This window comes from Allomuricauda sp. M10, assembly GCF_020782875.1.
Lineage (GTDB): Bacteria > Bacteroidota > Bacteroidia > Flavobacteriales > Flavobacteriaceae > Flagellimonas.
Map to the genome: position 1 here is coordinate 680,245 of NZ_JAJGBN010000001.1, position 20,485 is coordinate 700,729.

21 protein-coding genes are annotated in these 20,485 nt (G+C 42.9%); 6 read left to right on the top strand and 15 right to left on the bottom strand.

Annotation, left to right across the window (positions count from 1 at the left end; translation table 11 throughout):
- Positions 1-49: 49 nt before the first annotated feature.
- The 7 genes from LKX84_RS03150 to LKX84_RS03180 form a co-directional block, all read right to left on the bottom strand.
- The gene (locus LKX84_RS03150) at positions 50-490 is read right to left on the bottom strand and encodes a hypothetical protein (protein WP_228235662.1); all 441 of its coding nucleotides are present in this window, start codon (positions 488-490) and stop codon (positions 50-52) included.
- On the bottom strand, positions 483-1,016 hold the full coding sequence (locus tag LKX84_RS03155) for a hypothetical protein (RefSeq protein WP_228235663.1): 534 nt from the start codon (positions 1,014-1,016) through the stop codon (positions 483-485). The genes LKX84_RS03150 and LKX84_RS03155 overlap by 8 nt, the downstream gene beginning before the upstream one ends.
- A gap of 33 nt (positions 1,017-1,049) precedes the next feature.
- On the bottom strand, positions 1,050-1,592 hold the full coding sequence (locus LKX84_RS03160) for an RNA polymerase sigma factor (protein WP_228235664.1): 543 nt from the start codon (positions 1,590-1,592) through the stop codon (positions 1,050-1,052).
- 375 nt (positions 1,593-1,967) lie between these two features.
- Positions 1,968-3,794 (bottom strand): ABC transporter ATP-binding protein, encoded by a 1,827-nt coding sequence (locus tag LKX84_RS03165; RefSeq protein ID WP_228235665.1) that lies wholly within the window; start codon positions 3,792-3,794, stop codon positions 1,968-1,970.
- A gap of 3 nt (positions 3,795-3,797) precedes the next feature.
- The gene (locus LKX84_RS03170) at positions 3,798-5,504 is read right to left on the bottom strand and encodes a phospho-sugar mutase (RefSeq protein WP_228235666.1); all 1,707 of its coding nucleotides are present in this window, start codon (positions 5,502-5,504) and stop codon (positions 3,798-3,800) included.
- 61 nt (positions 5,505-5,565) lie between these two features.
- Complete coding sequence (locus LKX84_RS03175) at positions 5,566-6,513, bottom strand: glycosyltransferase family 2 protein (protein WP_228235667.1); 948 nt, start codon at positions 6,511-6,513, stop codon at positions 5,566-5,568.
- A gap of 42 nt (positions 6,514-6,555) precedes the next feature.
- The gene (locus LKX84_RS03180; RefSeq protein WP_228235668.1) at positions 6,556-7,077 is read right to left on the bottom strand and encodes a DUF4199 domain-containing protein; all 522 of its coding nucleotides are present in this window, start codon (positions 7,075-7,077) and stop codon (positions 6,556-6,558) included.
- A gap of 158 nt (positions 7,078-7,235) precedes the next feature.
- Here LKX84_RS03180 and LKX84_RS03185 point away from each other — a divergent pair, with 158 nt between their 5' ends.
- Together LKX84_RS03185 and LKX84_RS03190 are read left to right on the top strand one after the other, a co-directional pair.
- A complete protein-coding gene (locus LKX84_RS03185; RefSeq protein WP_228235669.1) occupies positions 7,236-7,487 on the top strand; it encodes a type B 50S ribosomal protein L31 in 252 nt (83 codons plus the stop codon).
- 101 nt (positions 7,488-7,588) lie between these two features.
- Positions 7,589-8,764, top strand: coding sequence for a GlmU family protein (locus LKX84_RS03190; protein ID WP_228235670.1), 1,176 nt, complete (start codon positions 7,589-7,591; stop codon positions 8,762-8,764).
- A 7-nt stretch (positions 8,765-8,771) separates the two neighbouring features.
- On the opposite strand, the gene LKX84_RS03195 is transcribed toward LKX84_RS03190, so the two are convergent.
- Positions 8,772-10,418: a SulP family inorganic anion transporter gene (locus LKX84_RS03195; RefSeq protein WP_228235671.1), complete on the bottom strand. Its 1,647-nt coding sequence runs from the start codon at positions 10,416-10,418 to the stop codon at positions 8,772-8,774.
- A gap of 328 nt (positions 10,419-10,746) precedes the next feature.
- Between LKX84_RS03195 and LKX84_RS03200 the strand changes: the two genes are divergently transcribed.
- From LKX84_RS03200 to LKX84_RS03215, 4 genes are all read left to right on the top strand, one after another.
- Positions 10,747-11,328, top strand: a complete 582-nt coding sequence (locus LKX84_RS03200; RefSeq protein ID WP_228235672.1) for a hypothetical protein — start codon at positions 10,747-10,749, stop codon at positions 11,326-11,328.
- A 41-nt stretch (positions 11,329-11,369) separates the two neighbouring features.
- Positions 11,370-12,431: a sensor histidine kinase gene (locus LKX84_RS03205; protein WP_228235673.1), complete on the top strand. Its 1,062-nt coding sequence runs from the start codon at positions 11,370-11,372 to the stop codon at positions 12,429-12,431.
- On the top strand, positions 12,428-13,153 hold the full coding sequence (locus LKX84_RS03210; protein WP_228235674.1) for a LytR/AlgR family response regulator transcription factor: 726 nt from the start codon (positions 12,428-12,430) through the stop codon (positions 13,151-13,153). Before LKX84_RS03205 ends, LKX84_RS03210 begins: the two co-directional genes overlap by 4 nt.
- Before the next feature lie 87 nt (positions 13,154-13,240).
- A complete protein-coding gene (locus tag LKX84_RS03215) occupies positions 13,241-15,055 on the top strand; it encodes a CocE/NonD family hydrolase (protein ID WP_228235675.1) in 1,815 nt (604 codons plus the stop codon).
- 10 nt (positions 15,056-15,065) lie between these two features.
- Here the strand turns inward: LKX84_RS03215 and LKX84_RS03220 are convergent, their stop codons facing one another.
- The 7 genes from LKX84_RS03220 to LKX84_RS03250 all read right to left on the bottom strand — a co-directional run bounded on the left by LKX84_RS03220 (position 15,066) and on the right by LKX84_RS03250 (position 20,384).
- A complete protein-coding gene (locus tag LKX84_RS03220) occupies positions 15,066-15,923 on the bottom strand; it encodes a hypothetical protein (protein ID WP_228235676.1) in 858 nt (285 codons plus the stop codon).
- Positions 15,924-16,069: 146 nt separating this feature from the next.
- Positions 16,070-16,495 (bottom strand): sulfur reduction protein DsrE, encoded by a 426-nt coding sequence (locus LKX84_RS03225; protein WP_228235677.1) that lies wholly within the window; start codon positions 16,493-16,495, stop codon positions 16,070-16,072.
- A 2-nt stretch (positions 16,496-16,497) separates the two neighbouring features.
- Positions 16,498-16,896, bottom strand: a complete 399-nt coding sequence (locus tag LKX84_RS03230; protein ID WP_228235678.1) for a DoxX family protein — start codon at positions 16,894-16,896, stop codon at positions 16,498-16,500.
- 11 nt (positions 16,897-16,907) lie between these two features.
- Positions 16,908-18,536 carry a bifunctional metallophosphatase/5'-nucleotidase gene (locus LKX84_RS03235; protein WP_228235679.1) on the bottom strand — a complete coding sequence of 543 codons (1,629 nt, stop codon included), beginning with the start codon at positions 18,534-18,536 and terminating at the stop codon, positions 16,908-16,910.
- Positions 18,537-18,588: 52 nt separating this feature from the next.
- Positions 18,589-18,966: a hypothetical protein gene (locus LKX84_RS03240; RefSeq protein WP_228235680.1), complete on the bottom strand. Its 378-nt coding sequence runs from the start codon at positions 18,964-18,966 to the stop codon at positions 18,589-18,591.
- Positions 18,967-19,078: 112 nt separating this feature from the next.
- On the bottom strand, positions 19,079-20,167 hold the full coding sequence (locus tag LKX84_RS03245) for a hypothetical protein (RefSeq protein ID WP_228235681.1): 1,089 nt from the start codon (positions 20,165-20,167) through the stop codon (positions 19,079-19,081).
- Positions 20,151-20,384, bottom strand: coding sequence for a hypothetical protein (locus LKX84_RS03250; RefSeq protein ID WP_228235682.1), 234 nt, complete (start codon positions 20,382-20,384; stop codon positions 20,151-20,153). Before LKX84_RS03250 ends, LKX84_RS03245 begins: the two co-directional genes overlap by 17 nt.
- Between the last annotated feature and the right edge of the window lie 101 nt (positions 20,385-20,485).

Genomic DNA, 20,485 nt, shown 5'->3' on the forward strand with positions numbered 1-20,485 from the left:
AAAAGAGCCAATTTGGCTCTTTTCTTGTTTTTTGTTGATTTAGAATAGGTTATCCACCCCCTCGACGTTTTTGATAGGTTTGTAGCAATTGCTTCTTAAAATCTTCTTCTGCCTTGATGAGCAACAGTACTTTTTTGGCTGGAATCACTTTTCTAATATCCCCAATGAATTGCTGTTCAGCATTGTGGCGTTCGTTTTGAAGGGAAAGCAGATTGTTCAACAGTTCTTCCGAATCTGCATCCGATAGCCCTTGTGCCATAGAAATTTTGGATTGCAATTCGGCGCGTTCCCGTCTCCGGATGTTTTCCAAAACATCTTCATGTTCGTTATAAATGGGCCAGAATTGCTGGGCTTCCTTACTGGTCAAACCTACCTTTTCGGTAATAAAGGCCACTTTAAGGGTTTTGATGCGATCCCTTACCGGTCCTTGGGCCTGCATCCAAAAGGTGCCGATCAAAAATGCGATCAGTATGGGTATTTTTTTACTCATAATCAATGTATTCTATGTTTAGGTCTCTTAGGTCGTCAACATTGGCATCAAGATATTCCAAAATGACTTCGCCGCTAAGATCATCTTCCAAAATGTCGTTCAATTGAACGTTTTCAAAAGAGACCATTTCGGCCAGTTCATAGGAGCTCATCCCAATACGGTTGTTGTCAAAGTAGGCATCAATTTCGGTATTCGCCAAATCATCAAAAGTAACAGGTGAAGTCTCTGTTTTCCAATTGAATCCAAAGATTAGCAGGAAAACAGCAGCTATGGCGGCCGCTCCGTAATATATTTTCCTGTACGATTTAAGCTGAATTACCTTGCCCTTTTCTTCAGTGGTTCTAGACAAAATTTTAGGAGTTAGACCATCAAAATAGCTTTCTGGCACACCAAAACCATCCGTTTTCGGGATGATGGACTTCGTTTCGCTGCCCGTTTCTTGTTGGATTCTGGCCATCAAACGTTCGTTGAAGTTTTCAAAGAAACCTTCAGGGGTGTTAAAGCTATTTTTTTTGTCCTTTTTCATGATATGGTTTTGACATCAATTTTTGCCAAAGGTTTAATCTGCTTTAAGATACGTTTCAATTTTCTTTACCGCCAAATGGTAGGAAGCTTTTAGTGCACCCACGGACGTCTCCAGTACCTCCGATATATCCTCATATTTCATTTCCTGGAAATACTTCATGGTAAAGACCAGCTTCTGCTTATCTGGGAGTTCGGCCAATGCTTTTTGCAATTTGAGTTGGATCTCGTCCCCTTCAAAATACACATCGGCCTCCAAGTTTTTTACCATACGGTCCTTGAGTTCTTGGTCACCAATCCCCATTTTTTTTGATTTTTGCTTCAAAAAAGTAAGGGATTCATTGGTGGCAATCCGGTACAACCAGGAGTACAATTTGCTATCTCCTTTAAACCCATCAATGTTTTTATATACTTTGATGAAGGTGTTCTGCAAAACATCATCGGCATCGTCATGATCCAGTACAATCCTTCGGATATGCCAATAGAGGCGTTCTTTGTAAGTGTTCACCAACACCTCAAAGGCCTTTGCCTGGCTATTTTTGTCCTTAAGTTCTTGTACTAAGGTTTCCTCAGCGATCAATGGTCTGCGTAATTTGATACTTTGACTAAGGTAAGGGGAAAAGGTTTAATTATTCAATGGACAATTATCAATTAGCAATGAACAATAATCAATTAACAATTGCCTGCCTTGTCATTCTGAGCAAAGCGAAGAATCTCAACACGGCAGAATTAGTTTTAGATGCTTCACAGTGTTCAGTATGACATTTTGAACCAAATTATTCTTCTGTCATTCTGAACGTCCCGATAGCTATCGGGACGAAGAATCTCTTTTCGTGACGATTCAATTGAGATGCTTCACGGCGTTCAGCATGACATTTTAGGGCTAGATTATTCTACTGTCATTCTGAACGTCCCGATAGCTATCGGGACGAAGAATCTCTAGTTTACTAATTTATTAAATGCCGAACGACTGCATCTCCACCAGTTTTTTGTAACTGTTCTGTACTTTCATAAGCTCTTCATGGGTGCCTTGTTCCACAATTTTTCCTTTGCTCATGACCACAATGGTATCGGCATTTTGGATGGTAGATAGGCGGTGTGCAATGACGATTGAAGTGCGGTTCTGCATCATTTTTTCCAACGCATCCTGTACCAATCGTTCGCTTTCGGTATCGAGGGCCGAAGTAGCCTCGTCCAAGATCATGATCGGTGGATTTTTGAGTACGGCCCTGGCAATGGATAGTCGCTGTTTTTGACCGCCACTCAATTTATTTCCGCTGTCACCAATATTGGTGTCATAACCATGGGGGAGGTCCATGATAAATTCGTGGGCATTGGCCACTTTGGCGGCCGCCACAATTTCTTCCATGCTGGCATTTTCTTTGCCCAGGGCGATGTTATTTTTCACAGAATCATTGAAAAGGATGGAATCTTGGGTCACCAATCCCATAAGTCCGCGAAGGGATTTTTTGGTAATATCCTTGATGTTGGTGCCATCTATCAAGATCTCACCTTTGTTAACATCATAGAATCGGGTGACCAAATTGGCCAAGGTACTTTTTCCACTTCCAGATTGACCCACCAATGCAACGGTCTTGCCTTTTTCAACCTTAAGGTTGAAATCCTTCAACACGTAATCATTTTCATATTTGAAACCGATATTGCTCAACTCGATACCCGAGTTGAAATCCGATTTCTCGATAGCTCCATCTTTGTCCTTGATCGGATTTTCGGATTCCAGAATTTCCAATACCCGTTCTGCGGCGGAATTACCCTTTTTAACCCCGTAAGAAGCTTTGCTAATGGCTTTGGCTGGGGTTAGGATATTGAAGGCAAGTCCCATATAGGTAATGAATGAAGCTGGATCCAAATCATTTTCAATAAGTACCATATGCCCACCATACCATAGCAACACACCAAAAACTACAATCCCAAGGAATTCACTGATGGGAGAGGAAAGGTTTTGTCTGTTCAACAAGGAATTGGAAAATTTAAAAAAGCGATCGGTTGATTTTTTAAAAGTGCTGTAGAACTTAGATTCCGCATTGAAAGCCTTGATTACCTTAAGTCCTCCCAAGGTTTCCTCTACAATGGACAAAAATTCGCCTTGTTCCTTTTGTACCTTGTCCGATTTTCGTTTCAAGGATTTACCAATTCTTGAAATCAACATCCCCGCGATGGGAATGAAAATAAATACAAAAATGGTCAGTTTTACACTGATCAGGAACATCACGATAATGGTAAACAAAATAGTAAGGGGTTCCCGGACAATCAGTTCTAAAACGGACAAAAGGGAATGCTGAATTTCCAACACATCGGAAGTGATTCGCGCGATAACATCTCCTTTTCGTTTTTCGGAGAAGTAGGAAATCGGCAAATCCACAATTTTCTCGTACATCTTATTACGGATATCCTTGAGTACGCCATTCCTTAAAAAGGTGATGTAATACATGGCCAAGTAGTTGAAGACATTTTTCAAGAAGAACAAGGCCAATATCAACCCGATTGCCAGCAAAAGTCCCTTCATGGGATCATCTCCTGAAAACTGGGTCACTTTATAACCCATGTAATCCGTAAAATAATCTTTAAGTTTTCCTATGCCTTGATATGTTGGTGGGCTGGTAACGCTTTTGGTTTTGTCGAACAGCACATTCAACATCGGAATTAAAGCAGCATAGGACAATGCACTGAAAAGCGCATATAAAATGTTGAAGAAAATATTCAAATACCCAAATTTGCGGTAAGGACCTGCAAACCGGAGAATTTTTTTAAAATAGTTCATTCACTATAAATTCAGTTCGGATAGGATACCATCCAATTTGGTTTCCAGCTGCGAATTTACGGAATAATAATCGGCAGCCTTGTCCAATTTAGCATTTGTGCTGATGTAGAACTTTACCTTGGGTTCGGTACCACTAGGTCGGGCCGCGATACGGGTGCCATCTTCGGTCTCATAGATCAATACGTTGGATTTTGGAATATTGATCGGCTTTTCTTCCCCTGTCTGCACGTTTTTAGCTGTGGAAGTATTGTAGTCCTCGATCCAAAGCAATTTGGAACCTTGCACCACCTTAACCGGATTTTCCTTGAAATCCTTGAGCATCTGCTTGATTTCCTCGGCACCACTCATCCCTTTTTTGGTCAAGGAGATCAGTTTTTCCTTGTAAAAGCCAAATTGTACGTAGGCATCGATCAAATCCTTATAAAAAGAGCTGCCATTGGCTTTGGCGTTGGCTGCAATTTCGCAGGCCAATAGGGTAGAAGTGACCGCATCTTTATCACGCACAAAGTCGCCCACCATGTAACCAAAGCTTTCCTCCCCGCCACCGATAAAGGTTGAGTTCGGAAAATCCTTGATCATTTTACCGATCCATTTAAAACCGGTCAAAGCCGTTTTGAATTCCACACCGTATGCTTTGGCCATTTGCTCCATCATTGGAGTGGAAACAATGGTCGTAGCCACAAATTCGTTCCCTTTAAAGCCTTTGGTCTTATATTGGTCCAAAAGGAATTTGGTCATCAAAACCATGGTCTGGTTGCCGTTCAACAATTCCATTTTGCCTTCCAAGTTGCGCACGGCAATACCCAAACGATCACTGTCGGGGTCGGTGCCCACCACCATGTCCGCGCCAATTTCTTCGGCCTTTTTAATGGCCATTTCCAGAGCTTCGGGTTCTTCCGGGTTGGGCGATTTCACCGTTGGGAAATCTCCGTTGGGAACGGCCTGCTCTTCGATGATAGTCACATTTTTGTATCCGGCACGCTTCAACACTTCAGGAATGGCGGTGATGGAGGTTCCATGCAATGAGGTAAATACAATCTTGAAATTGTCCTTGCCCTTGGCATTGAAATTTCCATTCTTCACCGATGCTTCAAAAAAAGCTTCATCCACTTCCTTATCGATCAAATGGATCAACGATTCATTTTTGTTGAAGTTGATATCCTCAAAAGAAAGGGAATCGATTTCCGCTATGATTTCTCCATCTTGTGGGGGAACGATCTGTCCGCCATCAGCCCAATACACTTTATATCCGTTGTATTCAGGTGGATTGTGGGAGGCAGTCAACACGATGCCCACATGGCAACCCAAATATTTTACGGCAAAAGATAGTTCGGGCGTGGTCCTCAAATCCGAAAACAGGTACACGTGGATACCATTTGCGGAAAACACTTCTGCCACGGTCTTTGCCAACGTTTTGGAGTTATGCCTGCAATCATAGGCGATCACCACCTTCAGGTCGTTATCGGAATAGCATTTTTTAATATAATTGCTCAAGCCCTGGGTGTTTTTTCCCAAAGTGTATTTGTTGATTCTATTGGTGCCAACACCCATAACGCCGCGCATGCCCCCTGTTCCGAATTCCAAATCCTTGTAAAAACGTTCCTTGAGTTCTTCGGGGTCGTTTTTCATTAAATGTTGGATTTCTTTTTTGGTATCTGCGTCAAAAAAGTCGGTCAACCAAGACTGTGCGGTAGCGGTAATGGACTCCATAGTGTTTTATGCTTGTTTAGATGTCTTTAAAAATACAAAGATTAAAGGGTTTGGATACCCCTTACAGATTAATTTTATCGGAGATGGTGTATCGGGTATCATTTTTTCGGGAACGCACCATGATCTCTCCCAAGAAACCGGCCAAAAACAACTGCGTACCTATGATCATGGCGGTCAAGGCGATGTAAAACTGTGGTCGTTGTGTGATCAATCTACCTGTTGGGTTCAAGAAGAGTTTATCGATTCCCAAATAAAGGGCAAAACCAAAACCTACAATGAACATGAGCACGCCCAAAGCCCCGAATAGGTGCATGGGCCTACGCCCAAACTTGGAAACGAACCAAATGGTGATCAGATCCAAAAAGCCATTGATGAACCGTTCCATGCCAAATTTGGTGGTGCCATATTTTCGGGCCTGGTGTTGTACCACTTTTTCGGAAATATTGGAAAATCCTGCGTTTTTCGCCAAAACAGGAATGTAACGGTGCATTTCGCCATGCACCTCAATGGCCTTCACCACGTTTTGATCGAAGGCTTTCAAGCCACAGTTGAAGTCGTGTAATTTAACCCCTGAAGTTTTTCGGGCGGCCCAGTTGAACAATTTGGAAGGGATATTTTTGGTGATGACGGAATCGTACCGTTTTTTTTTCCAGCCGGAAACCACTTGGTTGCCTTCTTGGGTAATCATACGATACATTTCAGGGATTTCCTCGGGATTGTCCTGTAGATCGGCGTCCATGGTGATGACCACATCGCCTTCCGCCGCCTTAAACCCGGCATGAAGGGCTTGCGACTTGCCAAAATTCTTCAAAAATCGGATGCCCTTAACGTTTTCATTTTGTTGGGAAAGTGCGGTAATGGTCTCCCAAGAGCCATCGGTACTGCCATCATCAATAAAGATGATCTCATATAAAAAATGATTGGATTGCATCACCTGTACAATCCAATCATGTAGTTCTTTAAGCGATTCTTGCTCGTTGAGTAAAGGAATTACAATGGAAATCTGCATTGTTAGTTTCTCGAATTCCTTTCAAAAGTAGCATTTTTTGGCTTAGTATTCCGGCTTGGACTTTTTTAGGATAAGCCCAGTGATGACTCCCACGACCAAACCGATGATACAACTGAAGATCAAACCGATCGGATAACGCAACCATCCTAGTTTTTTCTGCATGGCCACACCTTGTTGCCATTGTTCCTCCGTCATGGAAGGATTCTGTGCCATGGCCTTTGGTTTTGCCATTTCAATGGCCTTGTCCATAAAATCGGGCTCAATAAAGTTGATGAGCACATACTGGTAGGCCAAAGAGATAATGGTAGAGACCAAAGCGATTCCGACCGCAATCTTTAATGCCTCGGAAATTTTAAGATAGCCTCCGTTGGCTTTTTTGTAGGCATTCACCCCAAGGAAAACGGCCACCACGGTCAAAAGAACCGAGATGATGATAACTGGAGTGCTCATTTCATAGTGCATCTTTTGGGTGTAGAGCATAACCCCGAAGATTACGGAAACCACGCCTAAAATAAGGCCGTAGTTCAACATAAATTTACTGGCTTTTGGTTGTTGTTCTTCCATTTTTTTAATTTTTGTGTTGATTGTAATTTGTTAGTATTGGCTAAATGGATTTTGTTACATAAATTTACTTTTTTATTTTTTACCATATTTCAGTTGGAGGAATCAAAGAAATCATTAAATTTGCACCTCGAAAATTCTGAGATTAAGCATTTAAGACGATGAGAAAAGGTATACACCCAGAAAACTATAGATTGGTAGCTTTTAAAGATATGTCCAACGAGGATGTATTTATTACCAAATCCGCAGCCGAAGCAAGAGAGACCATCACTGTGGATGGTGTTGAGTATCCTTTGGTGAAATTGGAGATTTCCAGAACTTCCCACCCATTCTACACTGGTAAGACCAAATTGGTTGATACTGCTGGTAGGATCGATAAGTTCAAGAACAAGTATCAAAAATTCAGCAAGTAATGGGATTAGGCCGATAAGGGTCTTCTCTTCAACGAAATATACAAGCGCTCCTGAAACTTTTCAGGGGCGTTTTTTATTTTTGTCCTATCCAAAGTAACACCATGAACTATATTCTTTCTGACGGATACCACCGCGAAAATCTTTTCCCCTTCACTTTTACCAGACCCGTTTGCGACATTCGGATCGGGATACTGACCATGCGGGAGAAATGGGAAAAATGGTTGGGCAATTCTGTTAGCAGCCTTACCGAGGAATATCTTTCTGAAAAATTTCCTGTGGTGATTGGACAGGAGAATATTGTAATCAATGGCAGTTACTTGCCCAATGCAGATGTCTTGGCCGCTATCCAGAGTTTAAAAAAAGGGGAGGCCTTGATGGATCAAGAACAATACATCGCCTATGCTGCGGATGATGTCAAGATGCCTTTTAATAGTGATGATTTTGTTTTGATTCCCTTCAAATCACCAGTGTTGACCGTCAAGAATACCTGGGATATCTTTTCCAAAAATGGGGAAGCCCTGCAGTCCGATTTTGAACTTTTGACCAAGGGTAGAAAAAGTCAACCCATTTCAGACACCAACCAAGTATTGAACCCTGAAAATATTTTTATTGAAGAAGGCGCAATTGTTGAATTCTGTATTTTGAACGCCTCCATAGGACCCATCTATATTGGCAAAAATGCCTTGATGATGGAAGGTTGTATGGTTCGCGGGGGATTTGCCCTTTGTGATGGGGCCATTTTAAAAATGGGAGCCAAAATTTATGGACCGACCACGGCCGGACCAGGTTGTAAACTGGGGGGCGAAGTGAACAATTCCGTGTTGTTCGCCAATTCCAATAAGGGACACGATGGCTTTTTGGGTAATTCCGTGTTGGGGGAGTGGTGCAATATTGGTGCTGATACCAACACATCCAATCTCAAGAATAATTATGCCGAAGTGCGCCTTTGGAGTTACAAAACCGAAGGGTTTGCCAGAACCGGACTTCAGTTTTGCGGGTTGATGATGGGAGATCACAGCAAATGTGGTATCAACGTTATGTTCAATACAGGAACTGTGGTTGGGGTGAGCGCCAATATTTTTGGCGGTGGGTTCCCTAGAAATTTTATCCCCAGTTTCAGTTGGGGCGGAGCTTCAGGATTCACCACTTTTTTACCGAAAAAAGCTTTTGAGGTAGCCACGGCCATGATGGAACGACGTGGGATGCAGTTCAACGAGACCGAGGCCCGAATCCTGGAACACGTTTTTGAGATTACCCAAAAATGGAGGAATTATTGAATCCATTTCAAATAATTTCAGCTTTCTTCAAGGCAGCTTGAATATCCTTTACAACCAATTCCTTTGGAATGGTTTCATATAGATTGAACTTTTCAAAATCTTTCTCCAAACCATCATTGACCCCCGAAATGATGACCTGGATTCCTTTGGATTTAAAAGTTTTGATGATTTCCTTCAATCCTTGAAAACCTGTGGCATCTATCAATGGAACATAGCGCATCCGTATGATCACGGCCTTGGGCTGGATGTGGGTTTGGGTGATGGTTTCCTGAAATTGCCTTGCCGCGCCAAAGAAAAGAGGGCCGTTGATCTCATATAAAACCACATTCTTGGGTATTGCTAGGTTTTCGTTCTCAAAAAGTTGTTCCGCTTCTTGACTTTCGTATGTAATGTTTTGTATTTGAACAGATTCACTCATTCTTTTCATGAACAAAAAACTTGCGAGTACCACGCCGACCTCAATGGCAATAATCAAATCGAATAGAACGGTAAGCAAAAAGGTGGTCAATAGAATGATAATGTCCATTCGGTTTCCTTTGAGAATGGATACAAACTGCCTCCATTCGCTCATGTGGTAGGCGACCACTACCAAGATACCTGCCAGGCAGGAAAGCGGTATCAATTTGGCATAAGGGGCGAATAACAACATGATGGCCAACAGGACCAGTCCATGCACGATGCCGGCAATTGGGGTACGTCCGCCGTTCTTTACGTTGGTTGCGGTTCTGGCAATGGCACCTGTGGCAGGGATTCCACCCAAAAGCGCAGAAAAAATATTGGCAGTTCCCTGTGCCACCAGCTCCATGTTGGAGCGGTGTTTTCCACCAATCATGGAATCGGAGACCACAGCGGAGAGCAAGGATTCGATGCCGCCCAACAATGCAATGGCAAATGCAGGCTGAATGAGGGATTTCACGGTTTCAAAATCGATGGAAGGAAAAGAGGAAAAATCAAATTGGTTCGGGATTTCCCCAAAATTACTTGCGATGGTATCCACAGGAATATCAAAAACACTGACAGCAATGGTGGACAACAATATGGCCACAATGGACCCGGGGACTTTTGCTATCCACTTTTGGAAAAACAGCGTCAGCAAGACCGTACCCACTGCAATAGCGATGGCATATCCGTTGATATGACTGAAATTTTGAAAGTAAACGGTCCATTTCTCCAAAAAATCGGAAGGAACCTCTTTGACCCCCAATCCCAAAAAATCGTTTACCTGCGAAGATAGAATGATCAGGGCAATGGCACTGGTGAACCCTACGATCAGCGAATAGGGGATAAATTTCAAGAGATTGCCCAATTTGGCAAGTCCGAACCCGATCAAGATAAAACCTGCCATAAAAGTAGCTATGGTCAAACCGGAAAGGCCAAACTCTTGCACAATGCCGTACACGATGACAATAAAGGCACCGGTAGGTCCTCCGATCTGTACCCGACTTCCGCCAAACGCAGAAATAATGATTCCGGCTATGATGGCAGTAATCAGACCTTTTTCAGGGGAGACCCCAGAAGCAATGGCAAACGCAATGGCCAATGGCAGTGCCACGATTCCCACAATGGAGCCAGAAATAATATCTTTAGACAGTGTTTCCTTGGATATGCCTCCTTTTAGGAGCGAAAACAATTTAGGAGTGAATTCCGTATTCATTTTTCAGGGACTTTGACCAATACTTCTATTTGTGAAGACCAATTTCGAATTTAGTAGAAAAAAAATATGGTTGAAACCAAAACTCAAGAAGGTTATCACCCTTTTTGTCAACCATGGTGGCATTTAAATGGGAGAGCCAAATTTTGGAAAAAGGTCTTTGGAATTATCAAAAGTGGCATAGATCAGGTTAATTTCATACGCTTGACCCCAACTTTTTTACGTCCATGTACTTTCCATTCCCCAGGTAGGATGTTTTCTGTTGCTTTGTACCGGTTGTGAATGATACGACCAAAACTTTTACTATACATCAATCAAAAAATCAAAAGAGATGAAAAAAAATGTACTATTCCATATGGCACTCCTACTGATCTTCGGTAATTGTGCAACAACAAAAACCAATCCGCCCATTTTAAAGGATTATACTCTTGGAGAGAAATGGATTTGGAAATGGGAACGCGCAGTTGAAGGAGAGGTTCGCGCTGAAGGGGAAGATATTCAGGAAGTGGTGAGGCATAAGGGAACGTTAGGGCTATGGAACGGTATTGATACCGTTCAAATTTCAAAAACGATTCATCAAGAGCAGAGTGATACCCCTTTCCGCAATTGGCCGTTGGAGGTAGGAAAAAAATGGAAATATGTGTCGGAATGGGCAAACAACGAGGGTACTACCGGAAAAACCAGTCAAGACGTTGAAATTATCGCCTTTGAAGAGTTACATGTGGTAGCCGGTACATTCAAGGCATATAAAATTGAATACAAGGGAATTGTAACAAATTCCAGAGGTTTTAAAGGCGAGATGACCGATATTTGGTGGTATGCCCCGGAATTGAAAACCTACATCAAACATGTCAACGATGATGGTTATGGCTTATATACCAATGAATTGACTAGCTATTCAAAAGCCAATTAAGATAACCTTAGCCTAAATCCAGTATATTTCAAACCAGAACTTTGGGAGCAAAAAAATCAAATACAGGAATATCGCTTTATTGGAAATGCCAAATCGTATGTTGGGGTGTGGTTTCCTTGTTGTGGTTGTACATTGCTTTGGACAGAGATCATTTTACGGTTCCCCATGCCATTGTCAATTATGTGTTGGACGTTTCCGTTTGCATTGGCCTAACCCACGCGTACAGGGCCGTTGCGTTAAGGTCAGGATGGAATCAACTGGGGATTAAACAACTGTTAAAAAGGATCATTCCGTCCATATTGATTTTGGCCGTTTTGTTTATGCAGTTGATGAATCTAAAAACCTCGGCCTATATCTATTTAGTGCATCACAACAACACCTTTGAGGACAACGTATGGATTTGGAACCCAGTTTTGATAACAGGGTTGAGGCATATGGCCATTTGGGTGCTGGCCTATCATGCTTATCATTTTTACCAAAGAGAGGTAAAAACGACAAAGGCGAATGCACAGCTTTCGGTCATTGCAAAGCAGACCCAGCTGGACAATCTGGCGGCACAGTTGAACCCTCACTTCCTATTCAATTCCCTTAATTCCATTAAAGCATTGGTCATTGAAAACCCTAAAAGTGCACGGAGGGCTATCGATCTATTGTCCGATCTATTGCGTTCATCACTTTATGAAAAAGAGCATACCACCATATCCATTGTGGAAGAAATGGCATTGGTAAAGGATTATGTGGAGTTGGAAAAACTACGATTTGAGGAACGTCTCAATATTCAATTCAATGTGGACCAGACCCTTGAACACTTTAAAATCCCGCCATTGAGTATTCAACTTTTGGTGGAAAACGCCATCAAACACGGGATAGATAAACAGTTGGAAGGAGGGACCGTTGCTATTTTGGTGCAAAAGGAGAACGACCATGTGGTGATAACCGTCAAAAACCCTGGAAATCTTTCCAAAGATGATCATATTGGGGTTGGATTAAAAAATCTAAAGCAACGCCTTTTGTTGCAATATGAAGGGAAGGCGGATTTTAAGATGGAGTCTCCTTCCGAAAACGAGGTGGTTGCCACCTTAATGATACCGATTGAAAAATGAAGGATAGATATACAACTTTGATCATAGATGATGAGCGTTTGGCCCGTGAAGAGGTCCGAAGGGCGCTTGAAGGCTATCCAGAATTTGAAATTGTGGGAGAAGCGAACAATGCGGAAGCTGCCATCAGTTTGATCGAAAAAGAACATCCTGACATCATCTTTTTGGATATCCACATGCCGGGGAAATCAGGGTTTGATTTGTTGGAGGAACTGGGAACCGTTCCCGAAGTGGTGTTCACAACGGCTTATGATCAATATGCGGTACAAGCTTTTGAGGTAAATGCGCTGGATTATTTGGTAAAACCGCTTAGGGACGAGCGTTTCGTCAAAACCATTGAAAAGGTAAAGGTTGAATTACAAAAGAAGGAAGAGGCACAGAAAGCACCGTTGGCAAGCCATCAAAAAATCTTTATCAAGGATGGTGAAAAGGTCTATTTCATCACATTGGCAGAGATACGTTTAGTAGAGTCCATGGACAATTATGTGCGCCTATATTTTGGTAATCAAAAAGCCATGGTGAAGCGTTCCCTGAACCAACTGGAGGAAAAATTGGACCCCAATACGTTTTTCAGGGCCAACAGGAGCCAAATCATCAACACGGAATACATCAAGGAAATACAACCTTATTTCAATAACAAACTACGAATTGTAATGACTACTGGGGAAACGGTGGACCTCTCGACAAGACAATCAGTAGCGTTCAAAAACCGAAACAGTTTATAGCGGTTTAACATGTAATCATATCAAAAAACGAATAGCAAAAGCATATAGCTATAGGGCGGTTATGCCCTAAAATCAAAATCAATCAAAATGAAAAAATCGATTATCAAAGCATACAGTATAGCAGTTCTGGCTCTATGTTTCGTAGCTTCTTGTAAGGAACAGAACCCAGTTCAAACCCCAAGGACTGTTACCGAAAATGGCACAACGTATCTGATTCAGGACAGTGTGTTGATTTCAACACAAGATGGTGCCAAAATACATGCGATCGTGGTTCGGAACGCCCAAAATGAGGAACCCACTCCCGCGGTGTTGTTCCATACTATCTATGCACGTAAAAGCGACCTGAAAAGAGCGAAAATAGCAGCGGACCATGGGTATGTGGGGGTTATTTCCTATACCCGTGGTAAAGGTTTGAGCCCTGATTCCATTGTACCCTATAAACATGAAACAACCGACACCTATGCGGTCATCGATTGGATCAGTAAGCAAGATTGGAGCAACCAAAAAGTGGGGATGTATGGAGGAAGTTATGTAGGCTTCACACAATGGGCCGCTGTAAAAAACAAGGTGCATCCCGCCTTAAAAACGATCGTTCCTTCGGTGTCTGCAGCGCCAGGTATTGCGGAGCCCATGGAAAACGGGGTCTATTTCAATTTTCATTTTCCGTGGCACCATTATGTTTCCAACAACAAGTATTTGGATACCACCCTGTATTACAATGGGCAACGTTGGCAGGATTTGAACATGGAATGGTATCAAAAAGGAGTGGCCTATAGTGCTATGGATAGTTTGGACGGATTGCCCAACCCCCAGTTTCGGGAGCGATTGTTGCACCCGACGATAGATAGCTATTGGCAAGATATGATCCCTTATAAAGAAGATTTTGACCATATCAACATACCCGTTTTGGCCACGACCGGATATTATGATGGGGGACAAATCGGCACGCAGTACTATTTAAGGGAACATACCAAATACAACAAAAACGCGGAACATTATCTGGTCATTGGGCCGTACACCCATTTTGGCGCCCAACAAAAACCAGACGCCCATGTAATGGGTTATGACATCGATTCCGTGGCACAAATTGATATCACGGAGTTGATTTTTGAGTGGTTTGATTACGTCATGAAGGGTAAGGCCAAACCGGCATTGCTTCAAGACAAGATCAATTACGAGGTCATGGGAGCCAACAAATGGGGACACGCTGCTTCCTTGGAGCAAATGGCCAATGATACGCTCAACTTTTATTTGAGCAACAAGCGTTCGGGAGTGGCCTTTTCCTCGCTGTTTGGTACGGGAAACAACGGGGAGGATATCCACTATACGCTATCTGAACAATCAGGAGACCCCAATGCATTTTTGGAGCAGACCATTGATTTTGCGGACCGAAGTAACCTCACCTGGAATTCAAGCGGTTGGAGGAACATTATTACTGACAGCTTGATGGTGGGACATGGTTTTTCCTTTGCTACCGAACCTTTCGACTCCGATTTTGAACTGAACGGTTCTTTCGGAGGGGAGATCTCGGTCTCCATCAACAAAAAGGATTTTGATTATAAAGTGGTGTTGTTCGAGCAGACCCCTGATGGCAAATTCTTTGCACTGGCATTGCCTTATGTGGGTAGGGCGAGTTATGTGCGAGATCGGGAGCACCAACAATTGTTGACGCCAAATGAAAAGACCAAACTTCCTTTTGGCATCGTCCGGATGACGAGCAAGAAAATAAGTAAGGGCAGTAGATTGGTAGTGGTGATCAATGGCATCAAGGATCCCTTTACTGAAATCAATTATGGAACGGGCAAAAGTGTGGCGGAAGAAACCATCAAAGATGCCCAGGAACCCTTGATCATCAAATGGTATGGCGACAGTTATCTGGAAATTCCGGTGAAGAAAGATTGATGTTCCTTTTTCACGACACCTTTTTGGCCGTAATGGTGATATCCGGTTCGGTAAGGGTCAAGGATTTTACCATACCTTCCTGAATATCAAAGGAAACGGTGACCGAAGGCGTGCCGTTGTAGGTGAATCGGTTGTCCCCGATTTTATACAGACCGCCACCAAACCCACCAATCGGCCCTAATGAAAGCAGTTTCCGCATGTTCACGGAAATGGTAAATCCTTCGTTTTCAGATGCCCCGTAAAGGTAATTCCCCAAGTATTGTTGTTGTTCCTCTGGGCTCACTTCGATATAGGTTGGGCCACCGGCATTGCCCAAATTTTTTAAATAGTCAATGGTCTGTTCCAATTGCCCTATTTCCGAAGCGGTCATTTTGTCCTTCATGCGCTCGCCTGCGTACGCGTGATCCAACAAACTGATGCCATGAGGACCCGTAACTTCCTGTATTCCAGGAGCTGCTTCAATAGCTGATTTAATAACCTGATAATGCCCCAACATGGCAAAGGTGAAAAGGGTAGGTCGGGCACCCATTTGCATCAGGTATTGGGCAATATCCCTTCGCCCCACATGAGAACACGCGCCAATTGCGGACTCAAAATCCCCAAATCGCCATTCCCATACCGACCGTGAAAGTTCCGGTCTTTTGTCCACCAAAGATTTTACTTTATCCAAATCGAAATGGGAACTGCCAACCACCTCAGAAATGACTTCGGGAGCAATATTGGGAAAGTGTTCGGGAATTTCAGCGCTGCCTGGCCCAATTTCAATTTTAGGTGGATGCGATATGCCGATACTAGGTATGGAAAGTCCCAATATCCCCAAGGAATAGGCTTTTACTGCGGTTCTTCTGTTGACGGTTTCGTTTTTCATGGTGTTGCTTTTGAGGATAAAAAGAGAAATTTTGGATTTTGGGGCGATTCCAAATATCTCCATCATCCAGCCATCTTGAAAGTACCAAAAAAAGAAAAGGGACGGTCCAAAAACCGCCCCTTTAACAAAATAAAAACCTGGTTTCTCTATAGCGTAATACTCAAAAAACCATCTTTTTGCAAGTTGAACCCGTATAAAATGCCGTTTTCCACAACACCCATTTCCTTAGGAAGTTTGGAAGCGTCCACCCCGAACTTTTTCAACGAAAAACCACAGGCCAACAACTTGATGTTCTTGTCTTTGGCCATATCCAGATAGGGTTGCATGGTTTCTAAATTCGTAAGGTCGGAAACGGTCTGCCCACAGATCACCACATGGAATTCCCCGAACTTTTCCCCGTCATCCGCCGCCAATTGATCGGCGGCCAAGATGATGGCCTTCAGTTGGGGAACGCTTCGGGTTAGGACAAAATAGTTGCTCTGCTCTTTGTTGTAAGTGGTCTGGGCTTTCCCTTCTTGAAGCCCGGTCATAAAAGTGATGGCCACCAAGGCCAAGGTCAATACATGTTTCATATTTAATTTTTTAAGGATTTTGGATTCAGTACAAAAAATAGCAGTCCACCTAAAATGGCGATGTTCTTGAACAACGGGCCGATCGTGGCCATTTGTCCCACTTGAACGGATATCGTGATGGGCACCAACACGCAAATGAGCACGATGGCCGACAAACGGGGCTTAAAACCAGCAAAAAAAGCAATCCCGAACACGAACATCACCACGCCGGACACCATGATAGAAATTTCCGGGGGACCCAACAAATGGCCCAAGGAACCGAATCGGCTCTGGTCCATTTTGGCGATGGTCTTGTCCACATTCAACATATGGTTCAGGCTGGCCACAATAAAGATCAGGCTTACCAACATCCGCAGAACGGTTACCGAAGTACGACTGACCGTAATCGACTTATTTTCCATATCGGTTGGTTTTAGTGGAATTGATAATTGGTTCCCGGCAATTGCGACAATACATTATCACCTAGATCCAAAGCTTTGGCCCGACCATCCATCGCTGGGGCAATGGTGCCCTTCGCTTTTAGATATTCCACGATCACATCATGCACGGTGTAGTCCATCACTTCGGTTTCCACAGTGTTCGGCATGCGGCAGAGGGTAGGTAACGGCTCGCCTTCACGCCTACAGGCAGAAAGGGTATACAGTTTATCCTCCTGCATGGGCTCGCCACCGATCATGATCGACGCCACGCGTTCCCCTTTGGGTTTGTTGGCATAAAAGGTGAGTTCCATGCCCGAAAAGCGCACCAGCCAACCGCCAAAGCGCTGCATGGGGTTTTCGGCAAAAACATTATGGATTTCCTGTTCCAGCCAATCCTTGATCTGCTTGCCCGTAGCCTTGCCCACTTTTACCTTTTCGTTCACGGGGAGCATGCTCCACAGATCGGCCCGGGTAATGGGCGCCTGGCCACTTTCCCCAATGGAAATGGGTGTACTGAACCTAAATCCGTTGGAAATGGAAATATCGGCCCCGGTCTTCCAGCGGGCGGCATCCGTGATGAAGTTGTCCATGGGATTTTCCACCACAAAATAGCGGTAGAGGGGGGTGCTGGTATAGCCCAACACTTCTTCAATTTCTTCCTTGTACGGAGCGGTTTCCTGATCAATGAACTGGGCCACCTGTGCATCGGCGGGATAGGAGTTGGGATCTACTTCCATGAGGTCGTAATCTTCCTTGATGATCTTGCCATCTTTCACCGTTAAGGTCAGTTTGCCCACAAAGGAGGCAAAGGCCCCGGGTTCCGTCACTTTGGTGTATTGCGCCTTAAGCGGTTTGCGGATGCGTTCGTGGGTGTCGTTCCCCAAGATGTAATCCACACGCTGCAGGGCAGGGTGGTTGGCCAGATTGTATTGTTTGCTGATGCCGATATGCGTCACCAAAAAGAGCAGGTCTACCTTTTGGTTGTCCTTGAGTTCGGTGATCAAAGCTTCCAAGTTTTTGTCGATGGGATCAAAACGGATGCCTTTGCTGAAGGATGGGTTCTGGCGCACGGGAATCTCGGGATCGTTGTAGGAGATAAAACCGAGTTTCACCCCTTTGAGTTCCTTGATGAAATATTGGGGAAACAGGGTTTCGCCCGAAGCCTCATCATACATATTGGCCGAAATGACCGGGGTGTCGTAGTGTTGCAGCACATCCATCATGGTCTGTTTGCCATACACGACCTCCCAGTTGCCGGGAATCAGAAAATCGTAGCCCATGGCCTTGATGATGGGGGCAAAGGCCTTCCCGCGCGAAAGGGCCGCCACGGCACTCCCTTGGATCATGTCGCCACCGTCCAAGATCAGGGTGCCTTCGGGGTCTTTGCTGCGTTCCTGCTCAAAAAGGGTCTTCATATGGGCCAATCCGCCCAATTGGCGAAAGGTAATCTCATTGTTTTCCCAAAACAGTTCGTCATGGGGCTGCAATTGCCCGTGAATGTCGGCGGTTTGCAATATGGTGATAGTCTGCTCGGGGCTTTCTTTTGGGGTCTCCTTGCACGAAAACAGGGTTCCGCCGAGGAGGGCCAGGGCCGCCAAGCCCAAGGTTTTATGTGGTATCATGTGTGTTGTGTTTGTAATGAAACGTAAGCGGTAAAACGGGGTCTTTGAATGCTTACAGGTAGCCCTTAAATTGATGATACAGGATGTACAAGGGTACCGAAGGGGGCAATCCCAATTCCTTGTTGGAGTGCAGTTGTTGTTGAGCGCTTGTTGACCCAAGGTCTGCCAAAACCGTTGTGGAAACGGGCAAATAGGGCAGGGGTTGGGCGTTGACTTCCTTGGCTTTGGCCGAGGAAATCGTAACAAAGGACGCACAACAGGTTTTGGAGGCCACGGTGGCCTTGATCTTGTTGGTGACCTTGGTGGTGGTGAGGCCCAGAGAAGACTCTATGGTGTTCCGGACCTTGCAGGGCGCCAAAAGGAGCAGCCCGATCAACAGAACGGACAGCCATTTTTTAGTGCTAGATTGTGATGTGCGGATTCCCTGCATATTTCAAATAAAAGAAGAAAAAGGCAAAGGGGCTGTAACTAAAGTTACAGAGGAAGGAGAATTTGGAAGAACTTACTAGTTAAAAAAATCATTATTGTCATTAATGATTTTTTTAACTTTTATGATAAACCTTAATAGAATTATTCCTGATGGTCATCATGTAATTTTTAACTTCAATTGGCTCGCCTTCAGGATCCTTTATTATAGCTTTATAAGTTTCTTCTTGAATCAAAGAATAATTCAAATCCAATTGACAACTTTTAAAGACTTTTTTCATAAATTTCTTATGCTCCTTATTTCCAATTAGATACATAGTTTCATTTTTGCCTGCCACCTTCTTTAAATGATTCACATATACTCTTTCACCATCTCTATTAATTACTAAGCTTCTTCCAATAATTCTAATACCGAATTTGCAGTATTCTCCAGAGAAGTCATTGATATTGTCCTCCCTTAATTTTCTATTTGCATATCTGTATAAAAAATTTACTAGATCTGTAACTTCTTTATGTATTTTTTGAGTATCTCTTTTATTTGCAAATACTTTTTCACCTAAAAATGTTAATTCTTGAACAAGAACAGGATAGAAAATACCGACATCATCAATATCTGTATACTTTTCAAAAAAGTCGGCAATTTTTTCATTGTCCATCTTGTTTTTCATGAAGTCTTGTACAAACTGATCTAGGATTTCAGATTTCTCCTCTTTTAAAAGGTCATAGCAAGCAAAAAGATCCATTGACTCTCTTTGATATTTGGCAATATACGATTTAGCTTTCTTTAAAAAGGCATGAGAAATAAAGGCCATTGACGCTTTTACAATATTTTCATTTTGGTGATCTCCTTTTTTGAGTCTAATGATCATTTCACCATCTTGTATATATTGCTTTTCAGTTTGTGCACTAACATCTATCCATTCTATTTTAATGTTTTTGATGTCAATATGTTTTACTCTTTTGGATACTTTTTTTAAATAATCGTTGATTTTCCCCTGTAAATCATACTTTACATATGTCCTATCCACTTTGGAAGAGATAAATCTTAATAATCTGCTTAAAAGAGCAATTAATTTTTCAAACTTTTCTGGGTTTAGTAAAAAGTATATAAAAGCCCCAGCTAGCGAAAAAGTGGACACTTCCCAAAGTGAGAAATCGAAGTCAAAGAAAAAATTAAAGTCAATTTTATTATAGATTTCTTTCATTTATATATTCCGATAATAATTTGATTGCTTCGGGGCTGTCAGAAACCAACTTTATTGTTCCTTCTTCTGGGAAAATTGAATGTAGATTGTCAAAAGTTATGACCTCTTGGGTGAATTTGCATTTTAATTCACCTTGTTTAAGTTTTTCAAGCAGGTTTAATTTTGCTAATAGTTTTTCCAAGTCATTGTCATGAACTGCATTTAGTTTGGCTTTCATTTATTATATTTCTGATAAAACTAAAGAGGAAGATTTATAATTATTTTTCTCATCCATAAAATTATTTAGCCCGGTGGATTACTAAGATAGTGTAAAATAAT

Excerpts from the sequence above, each read along its gene's own strand:
- LKX84_RS03180 (WP_228235668.1), bottom strand. The coding sequence starts at position 7,077 with ATGGAAGAACAACAACCAAAAGCCAGTAAATTTATGTTGAACTACGGC.
- LKX84_RS03230 (WP_228235678.1), bottom strand. The coding sequence starts at position 16,896 with ATGGAAAATAAGTCGATTACGGTCAGTCGTACTTCGGTAACCGTTCTG.
- LKX84_RS03240 (WP_228235680.1), bottom strand. The coding sequence starts at position 18,966 with ATGCAGGGAATCCGCACATCACAATCTAGCACTAAAAAATGGCTGTCC.
- LKX84_RS03210 (WP_228235674.1), top strand. The coding sequence starts at position 12,428 with ATGAAGGATAGATATACAACTTTGATCATAGATGATGAGCGTTTGGCC.
- LKX84_RS03235 (WP_228235679.1), bottom strand. The coding sequence starts at position 18,536 with ATGATACCACATAAAACCTTGGGCTTGGCGGCCCTGGCCCTCCTCGGC.
- LKX84_RS03155 (WP_228235663.1), bottom strand. The coding sequence starts at position 1,016 with ATGAAAAAGGACAAAAAAAATAGCTTTAACACCCCTGAAGGTTTCTTT.
- LKX84_RS03250 (WP_228235682.1), bottom strand. The coding sequence starts at position 20,384 with ATGAAAGCCAAACTAAATGCAGTTCATGACAATGACTTGGAAAAACTA.
- LKX84_RS03150 (WP_228235662.1), bottom strand. The coding sequence starts at position 490 with ATGAGTAAAAAAATACCCATACTGATCGCATTTTTGATCGGCACCTTT.
- LKX84_RS03215 (WP_228235675.1), top strand. The coding sequence starts at position 13,241 with ATGAAAAAATCGATTATCAAAGCATACAGTATAGCAGTTCTGGCTCTA.
- LKX84_RS03225 (WP_228235677.1), bottom strand. The coding sequence starts at position 16,495 with ATGAAACATGTATTGACCTTGGCCTTGGTGGCCATCACTTTTATGACC.
- LKX84_RS03190 (WP_228235670.1), top strand. The coding sequence starts at position 7,589 with ATGAACTATATTCTTTCTGACGGATACCACCGCGAAAATCTTTTCCCC.
- LKX84_RS03185 (WP_228235669.1), top strand. The coding sequence starts at position 7,236 with ATGAGAAAAGGTATACACCCAGAAAACTATAGATTGGTAGCTTTTAAA.
- LKX84_RS03165 (WP_228235665.1), bottom strand. The coding sequence starts at position 3,794 with ATGAACTATTTTAAAAAAATTCTCCGGTTTGCAGGTCCTTACCGCAAA.
- LKX84_RS03245 (WP_228235681.1), bottom strand. The coding sequence starts at position 20,167 with ATGAAAGAAATCTATAATAAAATTGACTTTAATTTTTTCTTTGACTTC.
- LKX84_RS03170 (WP_228235666.1), bottom strand. The coding sequence starts at position 5,504 with ATGGAGTCCATTACCGCTACCGCACAGTCTTGGTTGACCGACTTTTTT.
- LKX84_RS03195 (WP_228235671.1), bottom strand. The coding sequence starts at position 10,418 with ATGAATACGGAATTCACTCCTAAATTGTTTTCGCTCCTAAAAGGAGGC.
- LKX84_RS03175 (WP_228235667.1), bottom strand. The coding sequence starts at position 6,513 with ATGCAGATTTCCATTGTAATTCCTTTACTCAACGAGCAAGAATCGCTT.
- LKX84_RS03200 (WP_228235672.1), top strand. The coding sequence starts at position 10,747 with ATGAAAAAAAATGTACTATTCCATATGGCACTCCTACTGATCTTCGGT.
- LKX84_RS03220 (WP_228235676.1), bottom strand. The coding sequence starts at position 15,923 with ATGAAAAACGAAACCGTCAACAGAAGAACCGCAGTAAAAGCCTATTCC.